Annotated in this window: 13 protein-coding genes; 3 read left to right on the top strand and 10 right to left on the bottom strand. The window is 63.0% G+C overall.

Features of this window, described 5'->3' with window-relative positions; translation table 11 throughout:
• The 10 genes from PQR08_RS37925 to PQR08_RS37970 all read right to left on the bottom strand — a co-directional run.
• Positions 1-689: DUF502 domain-containing protein (locus tag PQR08_RS37925; protein WP_408164356.1), on the bottom strand; the 689-nt coding region annotated here is incomplete at its 3' end.
• A 132-nt stretch (positions 690-821) separates the two neighbouring features.
• On the bottom strand, positions 822-1,178 hold the full coding sequence (locus PQR08_RS37930) for an FmdB family zinc ribbon protein (protein ID WP_408164358.1): 357 nt from the start codon (positions 1,176-1,178) through the stop codon (positions 822-824).
• A gap of 142 nt (positions 1,179-1,320) precedes the next feature.
• The gene (locus tag PQR08_RS37935) at positions 1,321-1,938 is read right to left on the bottom strand and encodes a methyltransferase domain-containing protein (protein WP_408164359.1); all 618 of its coding nucleotides are present in this window, start codon (positions 1,936-1,938) and stop codon (positions 1,321-1,323) included.
• Between the two features lie 11 nt (positions 1,939-1,949).
• Positions 1,950-3,521: a ubiquinone biosynthesis regulatory protein kinase UbiB gene (gene ubiB / locus PQR08_RS37940; RefSeq protein WP_187607468.1), complete on the bottom strand. Its 1,572-nt coding sequence runs from the start codon at positions 3,519-3,521 to the stop codon at positions 1,950-1,952.
• Positions 3,522-3,543: 22 nt separating this feature from the next.
• A complete protein-coding gene (locus tag PQR08_RS37945; RefSeq protein WP_371880235.1) occupies positions 3,544-4,215 on the bottom strand; it encodes a ubiquinone biosynthesis accessory factor UbiJ in 672 nt (223 codons plus the stop codon).
• A 171-nt stretch (positions 4,216-4,386) separates the two neighbouring features.
• Positions 4,387-5,400: a Tim44 domain-containing protein gene (locus PQR08_RS37950; RefSeq protein ID WP_187607466.1), complete on the bottom strand. Its 1,014-nt coding sequence runs from the start codon at positions 5,398-5,400 to the stop codon at positions 4,387-4,389.
• Between the two features lie 25 nt (positions 5,401-5,425).
• On the bottom strand, positions 5,426-6,157 hold the full coding sequence (gene ubiE / locus PQR08_RS37955; protein WP_035497635.1) for a bifunctional demethylmenaquinone methyltransferase/2-methoxy-6-polyprenyl-1,4-benzoquinol methylase UbiE: 732 nt from the start codon (positions 6,155-6,157) through the stop codon (positions 5,426-5,428).
• Between the two features lie 84 nt (positions 6,158-6,241).
• Positions 6,242-6,649 (bottom strand): gamma-butyrobetaine hydroxylase family protein, encoded by a 408-nt coding sequence (locus tag PQR08_RS37960; RefSeq protein WP_408164362.1) that lies wholly within the window; start codon positions 6,647-6,649, stop codon positions 6,242-6,244.
• 9 nt (positions 6,650-6,658) lie between these two features.
• Positions 6,659-7,093, bottom strand: a complete 435-nt coding sequence (locus PQR08_RS37965; RefSeq protein WP_035497633.1) for an HIT family protein — start codon at positions 7,091-7,093, stop codon at positions 6,659-6,661.
• 36 nt (positions 7,094-7,129) lie between these two features.
• Positions 7,130-11,224: a DUF3683 domain-containing protein gene (locus PQR08_RS37970; protein ID WP_187607463.1), complete on the bottom strand. Its 4,095-nt coding sequence runs from the start codon at positions 11,222-11,224 to the stop codon at positions 7,130-7,132.
• A gap of 526 nt (positions 11,225-11,750) precedes the next feature.
• Here PQR08_RS37970 and ilvA point away from each other — a divergent pair.
• The 3 genes from ilvA to queF are packed head-to-tail and all read left to right on the top strand — an operon-like array spanning position 11,751 to position 15,016.
• Positions 11,751-13,274 (top strand): threonine ammonia-lyase, biosynthetic, encoded by a 1,524-nt coding sequence (gene ilvA, locus PQR08_RS37975; protein ID WP_408164365.1) that lies wholly within the window; start codon positions 11,751-11,753, stop codon positions 13,272-13,274.
• Positions 13,275-13,280: 6 nt separating this feature from the next.
• On the top strand, positions 13,281-14,195 hold the full coding sequence (locus PQR08_RS37980) for a 5'-nucleotidase (protein WP_238209704.1): 915 nt from the start codon (positions 13,281-13,283) through the stop codon (positions 14,193-14,195).
• The gene (gene queF, locus PQR08_RS37985) at positions 14,192-15,016 is read left to right on the top strand and encodes an NADPH-dependent 7-cyano-7-deazaguanine reductase QueF (RefSeq protein ID WP_035497630.1); all 825 of its coding nucleotides are present in this window, start codon (positions 14,192-14,194) and stop codon (positions 15,014-15,016) included. Before PQR08_RS37980 ends, queF begins: the two co-directional genes overlap by 4 nt.
• Positions 15,017-15,092 lie beyond the last annotated feature (76 nt).

Consider the following 15,092-nt stretch of genomic DNA (forward strand, 5'->3'; position numbering starts at 1 on the left):
GCACCCCGGGCGGGGGGGGGGGGGGGTGGGGGGGGGGGGGGGGGGGGGCGGCGGGCGGGCGCGCCCCGCGCCGGCGCGCTCGGGGCGGGAGCCACCACGCCCATCGAGACGATGTACTTCAGTGCGGCGTCGACGGTCATGTCCAGTTCGACGACTTCGCTTTTCGGCATCATCAGAAAGAAGCCGGATGTCGGGTTCGGCGTCGTCGGAACGTAGACGCTCACGTGCTCTTCGTCGAGGTGGTTCAGCACGTCGCCGCCCGGAATGCCTGTCAGAAAGCCAATGGTATACGAGCCCTTGCGCGGATATTCGATCAGGAGCGCCTTGCGGAACGCGTTACCGCTCGAAGAGAGCAAGGTGTCGGACACCTGCTTGACGCTCGTGTACAGCGGCCCGACCACCGGAATGTGCCTCAGGATGGCGTCCCACCATTTCACGAGCTTCTGGCCGACGAAATTCTGAGTCAGCAGTCCGACGATGAAAATGAATGCGATCGTCAGCACAGCGCCGACGCCCGGCAGATGGAAGCCCACGACGCGCTCGGGCTGCCACGATTCCGGCAGGAGCTGGAGCGTCTGGTCCATCGTCCCGATGACGAGGCCCAGCACCCACAAGGTGATCGCGAGCGGCACCAGCACGAGCAGGCCGGTGAGGAACACGGATTTCAGCGTAGTCTTTTTTGTCGTCATTTACACGGGGCGGAGGCTGCGCCGGCTCGACTGTGTCGAAGATCCGGCTTGGCAGGCGAGCCGCGCCCAATTGCGCGGTCGGCAAAGTCATCTACGCGACATATGGCCAGGCGGACGTGGCGACCCGGCGTTTCAGGCTGCGTCCGACGTTGCGGACGCGCCCGCAGCAGGCTTGGCGGCATCCGACGATGACGTAGTACTGGCCGGCGTTGCGTCGCCCGAATTCGAGCTGCCGGAACCGGACGAAGAAGCGTCATCCGATTTCGCCGCCGGCGCGTTCGCAGCGTTGCCCTTCGCGCCGTTGTTGCCGCTTCGGAAATCGGTGACATACCAGCCGGAGCCTTTCAACTGGAATCCGGCGGCGGTCACCTGCTTCGAGAAAGCGTCCTTTCCGCAGGCGGGACATTGCGTGAGCGGCGCATCGCTCAGTTTCTGAAGCACGTCTTTTTCGTGGCCGCAGTGTGCGCAGCGGTACGCGTAAATCGGCATGGCACTCTTCCTACAATGATCTGTCGACGCTTGCAAAGCCTTGAATTATAGCCGCAAACTCGACCCGCCAATCTCGGGACGACGCGCGCAAGCTTGAGCCCCATATATCGGGGCGCCGTCGAAGGATTTCAAGATGGCCGGTTCAGATACGTCGCCAGGTCATCCACCGTTCGCGGCCGGCGAATACGGGGATCGAGCCGCTCACCTCGCGGTCTTCGGTCAATTTGAAGTGCGGCGTCAGCAGCGCGTCCAGTTCGCCGCGCTCGATGCCGAACGGCGGCCCTTTCGGTGTCGATCCGATGAAAAAGAAGCCGGCGAGCAGCGCGCCCGGTTTCAGCAAGGCGGCCATCCGGGTGGCGTAATCGTGCCAGCGGACTTTCGGCAGCGCGCACAGAAAGGCCCGCTCATAGACCCAATCGGGCGGGAAAGGCGGCTCGTAGGCAAAAAAATCCGCCTCTTCGACGACGCCCGCATACGCGCCGAGTTGCGCGCGCGCCGCCTCGACGGCGCCCGCGGAGAAATCGATCGCGCGCACCGGCCAGCCGCGCTCGGCCAGATAAAGCGCTTCGTACGCGCTGCCGCAGCCGGGAATCAGCACATTCTGCGCATTCCCCGACGCGACGAACGTCTTGAACGCCTCCGGCACGCCAGCCTGATCCCACGGCGTGAACTGCTGGTCGAAGCGTTCGTCCCAGAACCCCGGCGAATTCGGATCGCGGTTTTCGAAGTCGGGAACATCGGGATTCGTCGGATCGCTCATGATGTCGGCCTTCAGGGATGAAGAAAGAACTGCGCGACGACGACACCCGCGCCCGCCATCGCGACCAGACCGGCGACGAGCAGCGTCACGAGCAGGCGGTTCGTGCGCTTCTGCTCGGCGAGAAGCATCCGCATGAGTTCGTCGCTGCCGCTCTTCGGCGAATCGTGCTGCTCCGCCAGGATATGGTGAATCAGCCGCGGCAACTGCGGAATGGTCTTGCTCCACTGCGGCGCTTCCATTTGCAGGCGCTCGTACCAGCCGCGCCAGCCGATCTGCTCGTTCATCCAGCGTTCGAGATACGGTTTGGCCGTTTTCCACAAATCGAGCTCGGGATCGAGGGAACGCCCGAGCCCTTCGACGTTGAGCATCGTCTTTTGCAACAGCACGAGTTGCGGCTGGATCTCGACGTTGAAGCGGCGCGACGTCGAGAACAGGCGCATCAGCACCTGCCCGAGCGAGATGTCCTTCAGCGCGCGATCGAAATACGGCTCGCAAACCGCGCGAATCGCGCTTTCCAGTTCCTCGACGCGCGTGCTCGGCGGCACCCAGCCGGATTCGAGGTGCAGCGTCGCGACACGGTGATAGTCGCGCTTGAAGAACGCGAGGAAGTTCTGGGCGAGATAGTTCTTGTCGAAGTCCGACAGCGCCCCGACGATACCGAAGTCCAGCGCGATATAACGCCCGAAGGTCGCCGGATCGAGGCTCACCTGAATGTTGCCGGGGTGCATGTCGGCGTGAAAGAAGCCGTCGCGGAACACCTGCGTGAAGAAAATCTCGACGCCTTCGCGCGCGAGCTTCGGAATATCCACGCCGGCCGCGCGCAAGGTCTCCACCTGACTGATCGGCACGCCAACCATGCGCTCCATGACGAGCACCGTCGGCGCCGACAAATCCCAGTACATCTCCGGCACGAGCAGCAGATCGAGGCCCTGGAAATTCCGGCGCAACTGGCTGCCATTGGCGGCCTCGCGCATCAGGTCGAGCTCGTCGTGCAGATACTTGTCGAATTCCGCCACGACTTCGCGTGGCTTCAGGCGCCGGCCGTCCGCCCACAGACGCTCGGCCCACGTCGCGATATCGCGCAGCAGCGCGAGGTCGGAGTCGATCACAGGAAGCATGCCCGGACGCAGCACTTTCACCGCGACGGCCTTGCCCGCATGCTCGCCATTCCGGATCTTCGCGAAATGCACCTGCGCGATCGACGCGCTCGCCACCGGCACGCGCTCGAAATCGTCGAACAGTTCGTCGATCGGCGCACCGAGCGACTTTTCGATGATGGATACCGCCACCGCCGAATCGAACGGCGGAACCTGATCCTGAAGCTTGGCGAGTTCATCGGCGACATCGACGGGCAAAAGATCGCGCCGCGTCGACAGCACCTGGCCGAACTTCACGAAGATGGGTCCGAGGCTTTCCAGCGCGAGCCGCAGACGGATTCCGCGTTCGATGTCGAACCTGCGGCCGAAGGTCGTGATGCGCATGAGAAGGCGCACGCGACGATCGTCGATGCCGCTCATCACCAACTCATCGAGCCCGAAGCGGACGATCGTGAAAAAAATCTTGAGAAAACGCAGAAAACGCATGGTTCGAATTCGCTTCAGCTCGTTATTCGTGCGAGTCGCGCACTGACTCGCCGCCGGATCGCGCTGAGGCGCCGCTCGCCGGCCGTGGTTGTCCGGATGGTTGTCCGGTTTGTTGTTCGATCCTCTCGATGCGCTTTTCGACGCGCGCAAGCGCATCGCGCGTTCTCGAAAGCTCGGCGTTGAACGCGTCGAGCGCGCTCTTGCGCACGAGTTGCGGGCGCTCGTCGAGGAAATATTCGGTGAAAGTGTCCAGCAGATTCCGCCCGGTGCGCTGCGCCTGCTCCTGCACCGCCCGCGCGACGAGTCCAACGCGATGCGCGGGTGCGTCGCCGATCACGCGCGCCAGATCTTCTTCGGGATCCCAGCGCAGATGCTCCGCGAGTTTTGCGAGCGTCGTTGCGAATTCCGCGTCGCCTTCGATCCGCACATGCTTCATCACCGCCGCCTGCCCGCCCTGCAGAAACACCGGCAGCGCATCGAGCGGCACGGCGATCGTCACATCGAATGCGCCCGCCTCGGCGTCGGTGGTTGCCGCGAAGAGACCGTCGGGTTGCACCACAAGAGCGATCGAAACCGGCGTGCACGACAATTTCACTCGCTTGCCTGCATACGGCTTCAGGCGCTCGAGCGCCCATGGCTCGCGCACGAGCAGATGATTCACGGCGGCCGCGAATCCACTGGATACGGTCTTCAAGGCGGGATTTGCTGCGGGACGGGCGGATTCGTCTGCGTTCGTCATCGGCTGTGAGATGAAAAAACCCGCGCGAGACGCTTCTCGCGCGGGTTTCTATTCTACCGCCGCAACCGGCAAACACACTGACGGTTGCCGACACCCGGCCATTCGGCCGAGGGCGCGGTGTCAGGATCAGCTGACCTGCTGAATCCCTGCCAGCAGCCAGCCTTCGTTGCCGGACTTCTGCTTGGACAGGTTCCATACCTCGACGAACGGCTCGGCCGCCGCCCCTTCCGACTCGCGGATGAGTCCGTGGAAGCGCACGCTCGCGAGATACTCGTTCGCGCGATCCTCGACGCCGAGCAGATCGGCGTTGAGCTGCACCACATCCGTACGGTTCGGCGCGCTGCCGCGGGCATCGACGTCGAGCTTCACTTCGGCGAACATTTCAGGCGTCGTGAATTCGCGGATGTCGTTGACGTTCCCGCGATCCCACGCGTCCTGCAGCCGCACGAAGTAGACCTTCGCGTTGCGCACGAATGCGTCGGTGTCGAAGCCGGCCGGCACGTTCGGATTCACGGCCTGCTGCTGCACCGGAGATTCGATGTAATTCGCACCGAAGCCCGTCGGCTGCTGCGGCACTTGCGGCGGATCCTGATTCAGACTCGTGCGCGTGGTCGCGCCGTACGGCGAACCCGAGGCCGAACCGGCGCCGGCGTATGCAGGCGTGTTATTGCCCTGACGCTTGCGCATGATGAAGCGGAACAGCATGACGGCCGCCAGCACGATCAAGGCGATCATGATCATGTTGGCCATCGCGCCGGCGAAGGCTTCGCCCAGCCCGAAGTGCGACAGCAGCGCCGCGATGCCCAGACCCGCCGCGAGACCGGCGATCGGCCCCAGCCAGCGGTTACGCGCGGGTTGCGCCGCTGCCGGTGCAGCCGGTGCGGGTTGCGCGCGCTGAGCCTGCGCCGCCTGACCGGCCTGCCCCTGCTGCATGGATTGCGATGGCGGCGTCGCCTGATGCTGCTGCGTCGCCGTGGCCGACTGCCGGCCCATGCTGCGGCCAGCGCCCATGCGCTTGGCTTCCGCCGTTTCCGCGAAGATTGCGCCGGCCGCAATAACGCCAGCCAGCGCCAAGATTCCGGCCTTCCTGAAGAAGAGGTTCAGGAAACCCCGGGATTGGGGTTTGCGCGAATCGAACATATCGAATCCTTTTGAGAGTGGAACATCAAAATTTTGTCCCGACGTGTAACGCTACCACGCCACCTGACAAATTGTAATATTCGACTCGATCCAGGCCCGCTTGTTCCATCATTGTTTTCAAAGTTTCCTGGTCCGGGTGCATGCGAATAGACTCCGCCAGGTACCGGTAGCTGTCCGCATCTTTGGCCACTTTTTCGCCAAGCCACGGCAAAATCTTGAAACTGTAGATATCGTACGGCTTTTTGAGCGGTTCCCACACTTTCGAGAATTCCAGAACCAGCAATCTTCCGCCCGGCTTGAGCACACGCGTCATTTCCGCCAACGCACGATCCTTGTGCGTCATATTACGAAGTCCGAAAGCAACCGTAACGACATTGAAATAATTGTCCGGGAAGGGAATCTTCTCGGCGTCGCACAGCAGCGCGGGCGTCAGCACGCCTTTGTCGATCAGCCGGTCGCGGCCTACGCGCAGCATCGATTCGTTGATGTCCGTGTGCCAGACTTCGCCCGTCTCGCCTGCCTGTTTAGCGAAGGCCATCGCCAGATCGCCCGTGCCGCCCGCGATATCCAGCACCTTGTAGCCCGGCCGCACCTTGGCCTGCCCGATCGTGAAATGCTTCCAGATCCGATGCAGTCCGCCGGACATCAGGTCGTTCATCAAGTCGTAGTTTCCCGCGACGGAGTGAAACACGCCCGCCACTTTCTTCGCCTTGTCCTGCTCGTCGACCGTTTCGTATCCGAAGTGGGTCTTGCTCATCGCGCTCTTTCCTCGCCTGTTGTTCGTTCTATGTATGCGCAATCGTCGCGCCGCCCATGCGGCGTTATGCCGCGGCGTTGATACTCAGTGGCAATGGCCGCCGGACGGCTTGACGGCCATCGGCGTATCGCGGTCCACGCCCGCGGCTTCCAGTTTCCCCAGATACTCGTGCCACAAGTCTTCCTGCCGCGTCGCCAGGTCGTGCAGGATGTCCCAAGAATAGATGCCCGTATTGTGGCCGTCCGAAAAATTCAGTTGCAGCGCGTAATGCCCGACCGGATCGATGCCGATGATCGTCACCTCGCGCTTGCCGGTCTGCAGCGTTTCCTGGCCCGGTCCGTGGCCCTGAACTTCGGCGGAAGGCGAATACACACGCAACAGCTCGAACGGCACGCGATACGACTCGTCGCCGTATTGCAGTTCGAGCACGCGGGATTTCGAATGCACGACGACGCCGGTGGGAATCGGCGTCGTTGAAGTGAGTCCGCTCATGGTCTTGCCTTATTGATGGCCGAACGCCTGGTTCAGCTCGTTGCGCACCTGTTCGCGCAAGAGCGTCGCCTGCGCGCGGCGCTTCGATAGCTGCGATTCGGAGACCGTGCGCTGGCGCGGCGCCCAGATCGGCAGAGGGAAGCGGGAGTCGTTGGAAAAGCGCGGAATGATGTGCCAGTGGACATGCGGCACCTGATTGCCGAGGCTCGCGAGATTGATCTTCTCCGGCACCAGCACGCGGCGCATCGCGCGCTCGACGCCGTTCACCGCCGTCATCACGCGCGCGCGGTCGCCATCCGACAAATCGGACATTTCGGCGACATGCGCGCCCCAGATTACGCGGCACAGGCCCGGCCAGTCGGGCTCATCGGCGAGGACGACGCGCAACGCGTCGTCCGACCAGAGTACCTCGCCGCCGTCTTCACGACAAAACACACAGTCCATCTCAAACCTCTAGCGAATCAAACCTCGATTTCGCTATTACACCAGCACGCGCTCGATACCGCCATTGTTCGCGCGTTCGACGTACTGTTCCATCCAGTTCTCGCCGAGCACCTTGCGCGCCATTTCCACGACGATATAGTCCGCCTCGATGTTGGCGTCCTCGTTGTAGCGCGACAGGCCTTGCAGACACGACGGGCAGCTCGTGAGAATTTTCACGTCCTGACCATTCGGCTGCGGACCGTCGCCGGCCTTGAGCACCGAACCCGGTTGCGCGCCCGCCGCGCCGGCCGCCGCGTTCGACATGTTGATCGCGTTCGCGCCCGCTTCCGCGACGAGCGGAATGCCGCGCAACCTGGCCGCGCCCTTGCGGATCTCTTCTTCCTTGCGGAAACGCACCTGCGTCGAAATATCGGGCCGCGTAACCGCGAGCGTGCCCGACTCGCCGCAGCAGCGATCGTTCTTCTCGATCTTGTAGCCGTCGTTTTGCGAACCCATCAGATCGTTGACGAGCTTCACCGGGTCCATCGTCTTGATCGGCGAGTGACACGGGTCGTGGTACATGTAGCGCGTGCCCGTCACGCCGTCGAGCTTGATGTTCTTCTCGAGCAGGAATTCGTGAATGTCGATGATCCGGCAGCCCGGGAAGATCTTCTCGAATTCATAGCCCGCGAGCTGGTCGTAGCAGGTTCCGCACGACACAACCACGGTCTTGATATCGAGATAGTTCAGCGTGTTCGCGACCCGATGGAACAGCACGCGATTGTCCGTGACGATCTTCTCGGCCTTGTCGTACTGCCCGGAGCCGCGCTGCGGATAACCGCAGCACAGATAGCCTGGCGGCAGCACGGTCTGCACGCCCGCTTCCCACAGCATGGCCTGCGTCGCGAGCCCGACTTGCGAGAACAGACGCTCCGAACCGCAGCCGGGGAAATAGAACACAGCTTCCGAATCGACGGTGGTCGTCTTCGGATTGCGGATGATCGGGACGATCTTGTTGTCTTCGATATCCAGCAGCGCGCGCGCCGTCTTCTTCGGCAGATTGCCCGGCATCTTCTTGTTCATGAAGTGGATCACCTGCGTGACCACGGGCGGCTTGCCGACCGTCGCCGGCGGTTTCGCCGTCTGCTTCTTCGCGAATTTCTTCAGCACGTCGTTGCCGAAACGCTGCGCCTTGTAGCCGACACCCATCATCGCGGTTCGGGCGAGATTGATGGTCTGCGGATTGGTCGCATTGAGGAAGAACATGCCCGCCGCGTTGCCCGCGTTGAACTTCTTCTTGCCCATCTTGCGCAGCAGATTGCGCATGTTCATCGTGACATCGCCGAAGTCGATCTTCACCGGGCACGGCGTCACGCATTTGTGGCAGACCGTGCAGTGATCGGCGACGTCGTTGAACTCGTCCCAATGCTTGATCGATACACCGCGGCGCGTCTGCTCTTCGTACAGGAACGCTTCGACCAGCAACGAAGTCGCGAGAATCTTGTTGCGCGGGCTATACAGCAGGTTCGCGCGCGGCACGTGTGTCGCGCAAACCGGCTTGCACTTGCCGCAGCGCAGACAGTCCTTGATCGAATCGGAGATCGCGCCGATATCCGACTGCTGCATGATGAGCGATTCGTACCCCATCAGCCCGAAGCTCGGCGTGTACGCGTTTCGCAGGTCCGCGCCTTCGAACAGCTTGCCCTTGTTGAAGCGTCCGTGCGGATCGACGCGCTGCTTGTACGCGCGGAAATCGCCGATTTCCTCTTCGGTCAGGAACTCCAGCTTGGTGATGCCGATGCCATGCTCGCCCGAGATCACGCCGTCGAGCGAACGCGCGAGCTTCATGATGCGCGCCACCGCGTGATGCGCATCCTGCAGCATCGCGTAGTTGTCGGAATTGACGGGGATGTTGGTGTGCACGTTGCCATCGCCCGCGTGCATGTGCAGCGCGACGAACACGCGGCCGCGCAACACCTGCTTGTGGATGGCCTGCGCTTCGTCGAGGATCGGCTTGAATTCGCCGCCGTTGAAAATCTGGCGCAGTTCCCCGCGAATCTCCTGCTTCCACGAGATGCGCACCGTGCGGTCCTGCGCGACGTGGAAGATGTTCGCGTCCGGCTGCACGTCGACGCGATCCGCGAACTTCTCCGCAAGCGCCGCGTAGCCGAGATTGACGAGATAGTGCTGCGCCTCGCGCAAAGGCATGTCGAGCTTTTCGCCGACGAAGGTCCAGCGCTCGCGCACGCGCTTCAACAGATCGAGCGCCTGTTGCACGCGATCTTCGAGCAGCTCGGCGCTGGGAATTTCGTTCGCGTCGTCGGTCTTGCCGAGCGGCAGCTTGCCGGTGCGGAAAAACGCTTCGAGCGCATCGACGAGTTGCAGCTTGTTCTTGATCGACAGCTCGATATTGATGCGCTCGATGCCGTCCGTGTACTCGCCCATGCGATTGAGCGGAATCACGACGTCTTCATTGATCTTGAACGCGTTCGTGTGCTTCGCGATCGCGGCCGTGCGCGAGCGGTCGAGCCAGAAGCGCTTGCGCGCCTCGGCGTTCACCGCAACGAAGCCTTCGCCGCTCTTGCCGTTCGCCATGCGCACGACTTCGGAGGTCGCGGCGGCGACGGCATCGGCGTCATTGCCGACGATATCGCCGATCAGCACCATCTTCGGGAAAGCATTGCGCTTGCTCTTGGTCGCATAGCCGACCGCGCGCAGATAGCGTTCGTCGAGGTGCTCCAGACCGGCCAGGATCGCGCCGCCCTCTTTCGACGTTTCGAACAGATAGTCCTTGATCTCGACGATGCTCGGAATCGCGTCACGCGCCTGGCCGAAGAATTCGAGGCAGACGGTGCGCGTGTGCGCGGGCATCTTGTGCAAGATCCAGCGTGCGGACGTGATCAGCCCGTCGCAGCCTTCCTTCTGCACGCCGGGAAGGCCGGCGAGGAATTTATCGGTGACGTCCTTGCCGAGCCCTTCCTTGCGGAACGTTCGGCCGGTGATGTCGAGGTTTTCGCTGCGCAGAAGCTTCTCGCCCGGCGGACGATTGCCGTCGAACCAGTCGAGCCGGAAGCGCGCCACTTCGACGTCGTGAATCTTGCCGCAGTTGTGATCCAGACGCGTGACTTCGAGCCAGTTGCCTTCCGGGTCGACCATGCGCCACCAAGCGAGGTTGTCGAGCGCCGTGCCCCACAACACGGCCTTCTTGCCGCCCGCGTTCATCGCGACATTGCCGCCGACGCAGGATGCATCGAGCGAAGTCGGATCGACCGCGAACACGAAGCCGGCCTGCTCAGCCGCTTCCGTGACGCGCCGCGTGACCACGCCCGCGCCGGAGAAAATCGTCGCGACCTTGTGATCGACGCCCGGCAGATCGGTCATTTCGACGGGACCGAGCTGCTCGAGCTTTTCCGTGTTGATGACGGCGGAGAACGGCGTGAGCGGAATCGCGCCGCCGGTATAGCCGGTGCCACCGCCGCGCGGAATCACGGTCAGACCCAGTTCGAAGCACGCCTTGATCAGACCGGCGATTTCGCCTTCGGTGTCCGGCGTCAGCACGACGAAGGGATATTCGACGCGCCAGTCGGTCGCGTCGGTGACGTGCGAGACGCGCGACAGGCCGTCGAACTTGATGTTGTCCTTCTGCGTTTCGCGGCCCAATACGCGCGACGCGCGGCGGCGCAAGTCGGCCATGCGGCCGAACTCAGCGGCGAAATCATCGACGGCGCGGCGCGCGGCGGCAATCAGCAACTGCACGCGGCCGGCGCGCTCGCGGCTGCCGGCTTCGTCGCTGTGGGCGGTGAGATCGGCGCTGCGGCGTTTTTCGATTTCCGCGAGCCGGTGATTCAGCGCCTCGACCAGCAGCGCGCGGCGCTTCGGGTTGTCGAGCAGGTCGTCCTGCAGATACGGATTGCGGCGCACGACCCAGATATCGCCGAGCACTTCATACAGCATGCGCGCCGAGCGGCCCGTGCGGCGCTCATTGCGCAGTTCATCGAGCACGGCCCAGGCTTCGTCGCCCAGGAGCCGCATGACGATTTCACGATCGGAAAACGACGTGTAGTTATAGGGAATTTCGCGCAGACGGGGCTCGGCATCGAGCGCCAAGGCGGCATGGGCGCCGTTCGGATCGAAGGCTTGAGGTGCGTTCATGTTCGACGGTTCGGTGTGCCGGTGCTCGCGCTTCGAAAAGCGGAAACGCCGACGATGCGCGTGGGGGCGCAAATTTTCGAATGAAACTTATCTTGGCGAAGGCCGCCGGGTCACGCAGCGCGGAACTCAGCGAGGTGAACTCCAATCACGGCGCCTTCGATGTGCCCTGGATCAACGCCACGATCGCGCGTGGCGCGCATGCCGCTCGGCCGCCGGGTGCGACGCGCGGGAGACATGCGCCCAAAAATCGATCCGAAGCTGCCGGTGCATCTGCCGATCCTGATTGCTGATTCGTAAAAGGAAATTCTAACCCATCGCGGTGGCGCGCGTTCGCGGTTGCTAGCAGCGAGAAGGGGCTTTTGCGTGCGCATTCGCGACGCGTTCGTGTCATTTTCGACGCTGTTTTGCACGACCGTCCGGACGGTCGAAACGCATGGCGTGCCCGGAAAGCGCGCGGTTGGCGCTATGATTGATGCTTTCGCCCTCAAAAACCCGCGCGCACCATTGCCGCGTGACGATTCCTCGCATGACACATCCCAACTACCTGAAGAAAGTGCTGACCGCGCGCGTGTACGACGTCGCGCGGGAGAGCGAGCTCGAACCCGCGCGCATCCTGTCGGCGCGTCTGCGCAATTCCGTGTTCCTGAAGCGCGAGGACAACCAGCCGGTGTTCTCCTTCAAGATTCGCGGCGCGTACAACAAGATGGCGAATCTGTCGGCGGACGAGCTTGCGCGCGGCGTGATCACGGCGTCGGCGGGCAATCATGCGCAGGGCGTCGCGCTGTCGGCGGCGCGTCTCGGCTGCCGCGCGGTGATCGCCGTGCCGACCACGACACCGCAAGTCAAGATCGACGCGATCCGCGCGCACGGCGGACCGACCGTCGAAGTGGTGCTGGCGGGCGAATCGTACAGCGACGCCTACGCGCGCGCCGTGCAGCTTCAGGAAGAGCGCGGCCTGACCTTCGTGCATCCGTTCGACGATCCGGACGTGATCGCCGGACAAGGCACCATCGCGATGGAAATCCTGCGCCAGCACCAGGCCCCGATTCACGCGATCTTCGTGCCGATCGGCGGAGGCGGACTCGCGGCGGGCGTCGCGGCGTACATCAAGGCGGTGCGGCCGGAGATCAAGGTGATCGGCGTGCAGACCGAGGATTCCTGCGCGATGGCGAAGTCGATCGAAGCGGGCGAGCGCATCACGTTGAGCGAAGTCGGCCTGTTTTCGGACGGCACGGCGGTGAAGCTCGTTGGCGAGGAAACATTCCGGCTGTGCAACGAACTGCTCGATGAAGTCGTCACCGTGGATTCCGACGCGCTCTGCGCCGCGATCAAGGACGTGTTTCAGGACACTCGCAGCGTGCTGGAACCGGCCGGTTCCCTCGCCGTCGCGGGCGCGAAGCTCTATGCGGAACGCGAAGGCATCGAAGGCAAGACGCTCGTCGCGGTGACGTCGGGCGCGAACATGAATTTCGACCGCATGCGCTTCGTCGCGGAGCGCGCGGAAGTCGGCGAGGCGCGCGAAGCCGTGTTCGCCGTGACGATTCCCGAAGAGCGCGGCAGCTTCAGGCGCTTCTGCGAGCTCGTCGGCACACGCAGCGTGACGGAGTTCAACTACCGCATCGCCGATCAAAGCGCGGCGCATATCTTCGTTGGCGTGCAGATCAAGTCGCGCAAGGAAACGGCGCAGATGATGACGTCGTTCATCGAGCATGGTTTCGCGACCGTCGATCTGTCGCACGATGAACTCTCGAAGCAGCACATCCGCTACATGGTCGGCGGTCGTTCGCCGCTCGCGCAGGACGAACGCCTGCTGCGCTTCGAATTCCCGGAGCGCCCGGGTGCGCTGATGAAATTCCTGTCGTCGATGGCGCCGGAATGGAACATCAGCCTGTTCCACTATCGCAATCAGGGCGCGGACTATAGCTCGATTCTCGTCGGCATTCAGGTGCCGCAGTCGGACAACGCGGAGTTCGAGCGCTTCCTCGCGACGCTCGGCTATCCGTGGTGGGACGAAGGCGCGAACCCGGTGTACAAGCTGTTCCTGGCGTAAGCGGCAATGCCGAAGTTCACGCTCGAAGACAAGCTCGTCGTCGCGATTTCGTCGCGCGCGCTCTTCGATTTCGAGGAAGAGAACCGCGTCTTCGAGACGGGCGATCTCGCGCAATACGAAGCGTTGCAACGCTCGCGGCTGGAGACGCCCGCGAAACCGGGCGTCGCGTTCGGGCTTATCCGCAAGCTGCTCGCGCTGAACGCGGACGAGCAGCGCGTGGAAGTGGTGATTCTTTCGCGCAGCGATCCGATCAGCGGTCTGCGCGCGTTTCATTCGTGCCGCGAGCATGGTCTCGCGATCGAGCGTGGCGTGTTCACGCGCGGCCGTTCGCCGTTCGCGTATCTGAAGCCGCTGCGTGCGTCGCTGTTTTTGTCGGCGAATCCGGACGATGTGCGCGACGCGCTCGCCGCCGGTTTTCCCGCTGCGCGCGTGCTGCCGGAAACGCCGCGCGCCGCGAGCCGTTATGCGGACGAGATTCGCATCGCGTTCGATGGCGACGCCGTTCTGTTCTCCGACGAAGCCGAGCGCGTGTTTCAAAGCGAGGGGCTCGGCGCGTTCGTCGGCCACGAAACGCAGAAGAAGGATTCGCCGCTTCCTGGCGGACCGTTGAAGCCGCTGCTGGCGGCGTTGAACAAGCTGCAGCGCATCGCCGACGACAACGAAAGCCGCTCGCCGATGCACATCCGCACCGCGCTCGTCACCGCGCGCTCCGCGCCCGCACACGAACGCGCGATCCGCACGCTGATGGCCTGGGACATCGAAATCGACGAAGCGATGTTTCTCGGTGGCCTCGACAAGGGCGAATTCCTGCGTGAATTCGAGCCCGACTTTTTCTTCGACGATCAAATTCGCCACTGCGAATCGGCTCGCGTCGTCACTGCGACGGGGCACGTTCTCAGCGGCATTGCGAACGCATCATGACACCCGACCAATCTCCGCTCGGCAAGCCCGTCCACTACACCGAACAGTACGACGCATCGCTGCTGTTCCCGATCGACCGCAAGCGCGCGCGCGATTCGATCGGCGTGCCCGAGCGGCTGCCGTTCTTCGGCACGGATATCTGGAACGCCTATGAATTGTCGTGGCTGAACCGGCGCGGCAAGCCGCAGATCGCGGTCGCGACGTTCTTCGTGCCCGCGGACTCGCCGAATATCGTGGAGTCGAAGTCGTTCAAGCTGTATCTGGGCTCGTTCGCGCAGACGCCGTTCGATTCCATCGACGATGTGCGCGCCGCCATCAAGCGCGATGTGTCCGCGATCTGCGGCGCGACGGTATCGGTGCAGCTCGCGGCGCCCGGCGATTTCGGCAAGTTGGCGATGGAGGAATTCGAGGGTTTGTCTCTGGACCGTCTCGATCTCGATTGCGATGTTTTCTCGCCCGATCCTTCCTTGCTGAAGGCGACTCATGACGAAGCGCCGACGGATGAAACGCTGTTCTCGAATCTGTTGAAATCGAATTGCCCGGTGACGGGACAACCGGATTGGGGCAGCGTGCAGATCCGCTATTACGGCGGGCAGATCGATCATGCGGGGTTGTTGCGGTATATCGTTTCGTACCGCGGACATACCGGGTTTCATGAGCAATGCGTGGAACGCATCTTCATGGACATCATGCGGGAATGCAAGCCGGAGCGGCTTGCGGTGTATGCGCGTTATACGCGGCGTGGCGGGCTCGATATCAATCCGTTTCGGACGAACTTCAATTTGCCGATGCCGGATAATGCGCGGCTCGCGCGGCAGTAATGATCGCGACGGCTAAAAGACAAGTCGGGCTTTCGCCGGATCCCGTTAGCGTGGCGGTTTATTGGCGTTGCCCCTG

It is taken from the genome of Caballeronia jiangsuensis (genome assembly GCF_046030135.1).
Classification (GTDB): Bacteria; Pseudomonadota; Gammaproteobacteria; order Burkholderiales; family Burkholderiaceae; genus Caballeronia; species Caballeronia jiangsuensis.

What these genes read in the sequence shown, in the direction of transcription:
- PQR08_RS37965 (WP_035497633.1), bottom strand. Translation starts at nt 7,093, where the DNA reads ATGGACTGTGTGTTTTGTCGTGAAGACGGCGGCGAGGTACTCTGGTCG.
- PQR08_RS37980 (WP_238209704.1), top strand. Translation starts at nt 13,281, where the DNA reads ATGCCGAAGTTCACGCTCGAAGACAAGCTCGTCGTCGCGATTTCGTCG.
- ilvA (WP_408164365.1), top strand. Translation starts at nt 11,751, where the DNA reads ATGACACATCCCAACTACCTGAAGAAAGTGCTGACCGCGCGCGTGTAC.
- PQR08_RS37960 (WP_408164362.1), bottom strand. Translation starts at nt 6,649, where the DNA reads ATGAGCGGACTCACTTCAACGACGCCGATTCCCACCGGCGTCGTCGTG.
- ubiB (WP_187607468.1), bottom strand. Translation starts at nt 3,521, where the DNA reads ATGCGTTTTCTGCGTTTTCTCAAGATTTTTTTCACGATCGTCCGCTTC.
- PQR08_RS37935 (WP_408164359.1), bottom strand. Translation starts at nt 1,938, where the DNA reads ATGAGCGATCCGACGAATCCCGATGTTCCCGACTTCGAAAACCGCGAT.
- PQR08_RS37930 (WP_408164358.1), bottom strand. Translation starts at nt 1,178, where the DNA reads ATGCCGATTTACGCGTACCGCTGCGCACACTGCGGCCACGAAAAAGAC.
- queF (WP_035497630.1), top strand. Translation starts at nt 14,192, where the DNA reads ATGACACCCGACCAATCTCCGCTCGGCAAGCCCGTCCACTACACCGAA.
- PQR08_RS37970 (WP_187607463.1), bottom strand. Translation starts at nt 11,224, where the DNA reads ATGAACGCACCTCAAGCCTTCGATCCGAACGGCGCCCATGCCGCCTTG.
- PQR08_RS37950 (WP_187607466.1), bottom strand. Translation starts at nt 5,400, where the DNA reads ATGTTCGATTCGCGCAAACCCCAATCCCGGGGTTTCCTGAACCTCTTC.
- ubiE (WP_035497635.1), bottom strand. Translation starts at nt 6,157, where the DNA reads ATGAGCAAGACCCACTTCGGATACGAAACGGTCGACGAGCAGGACAAG.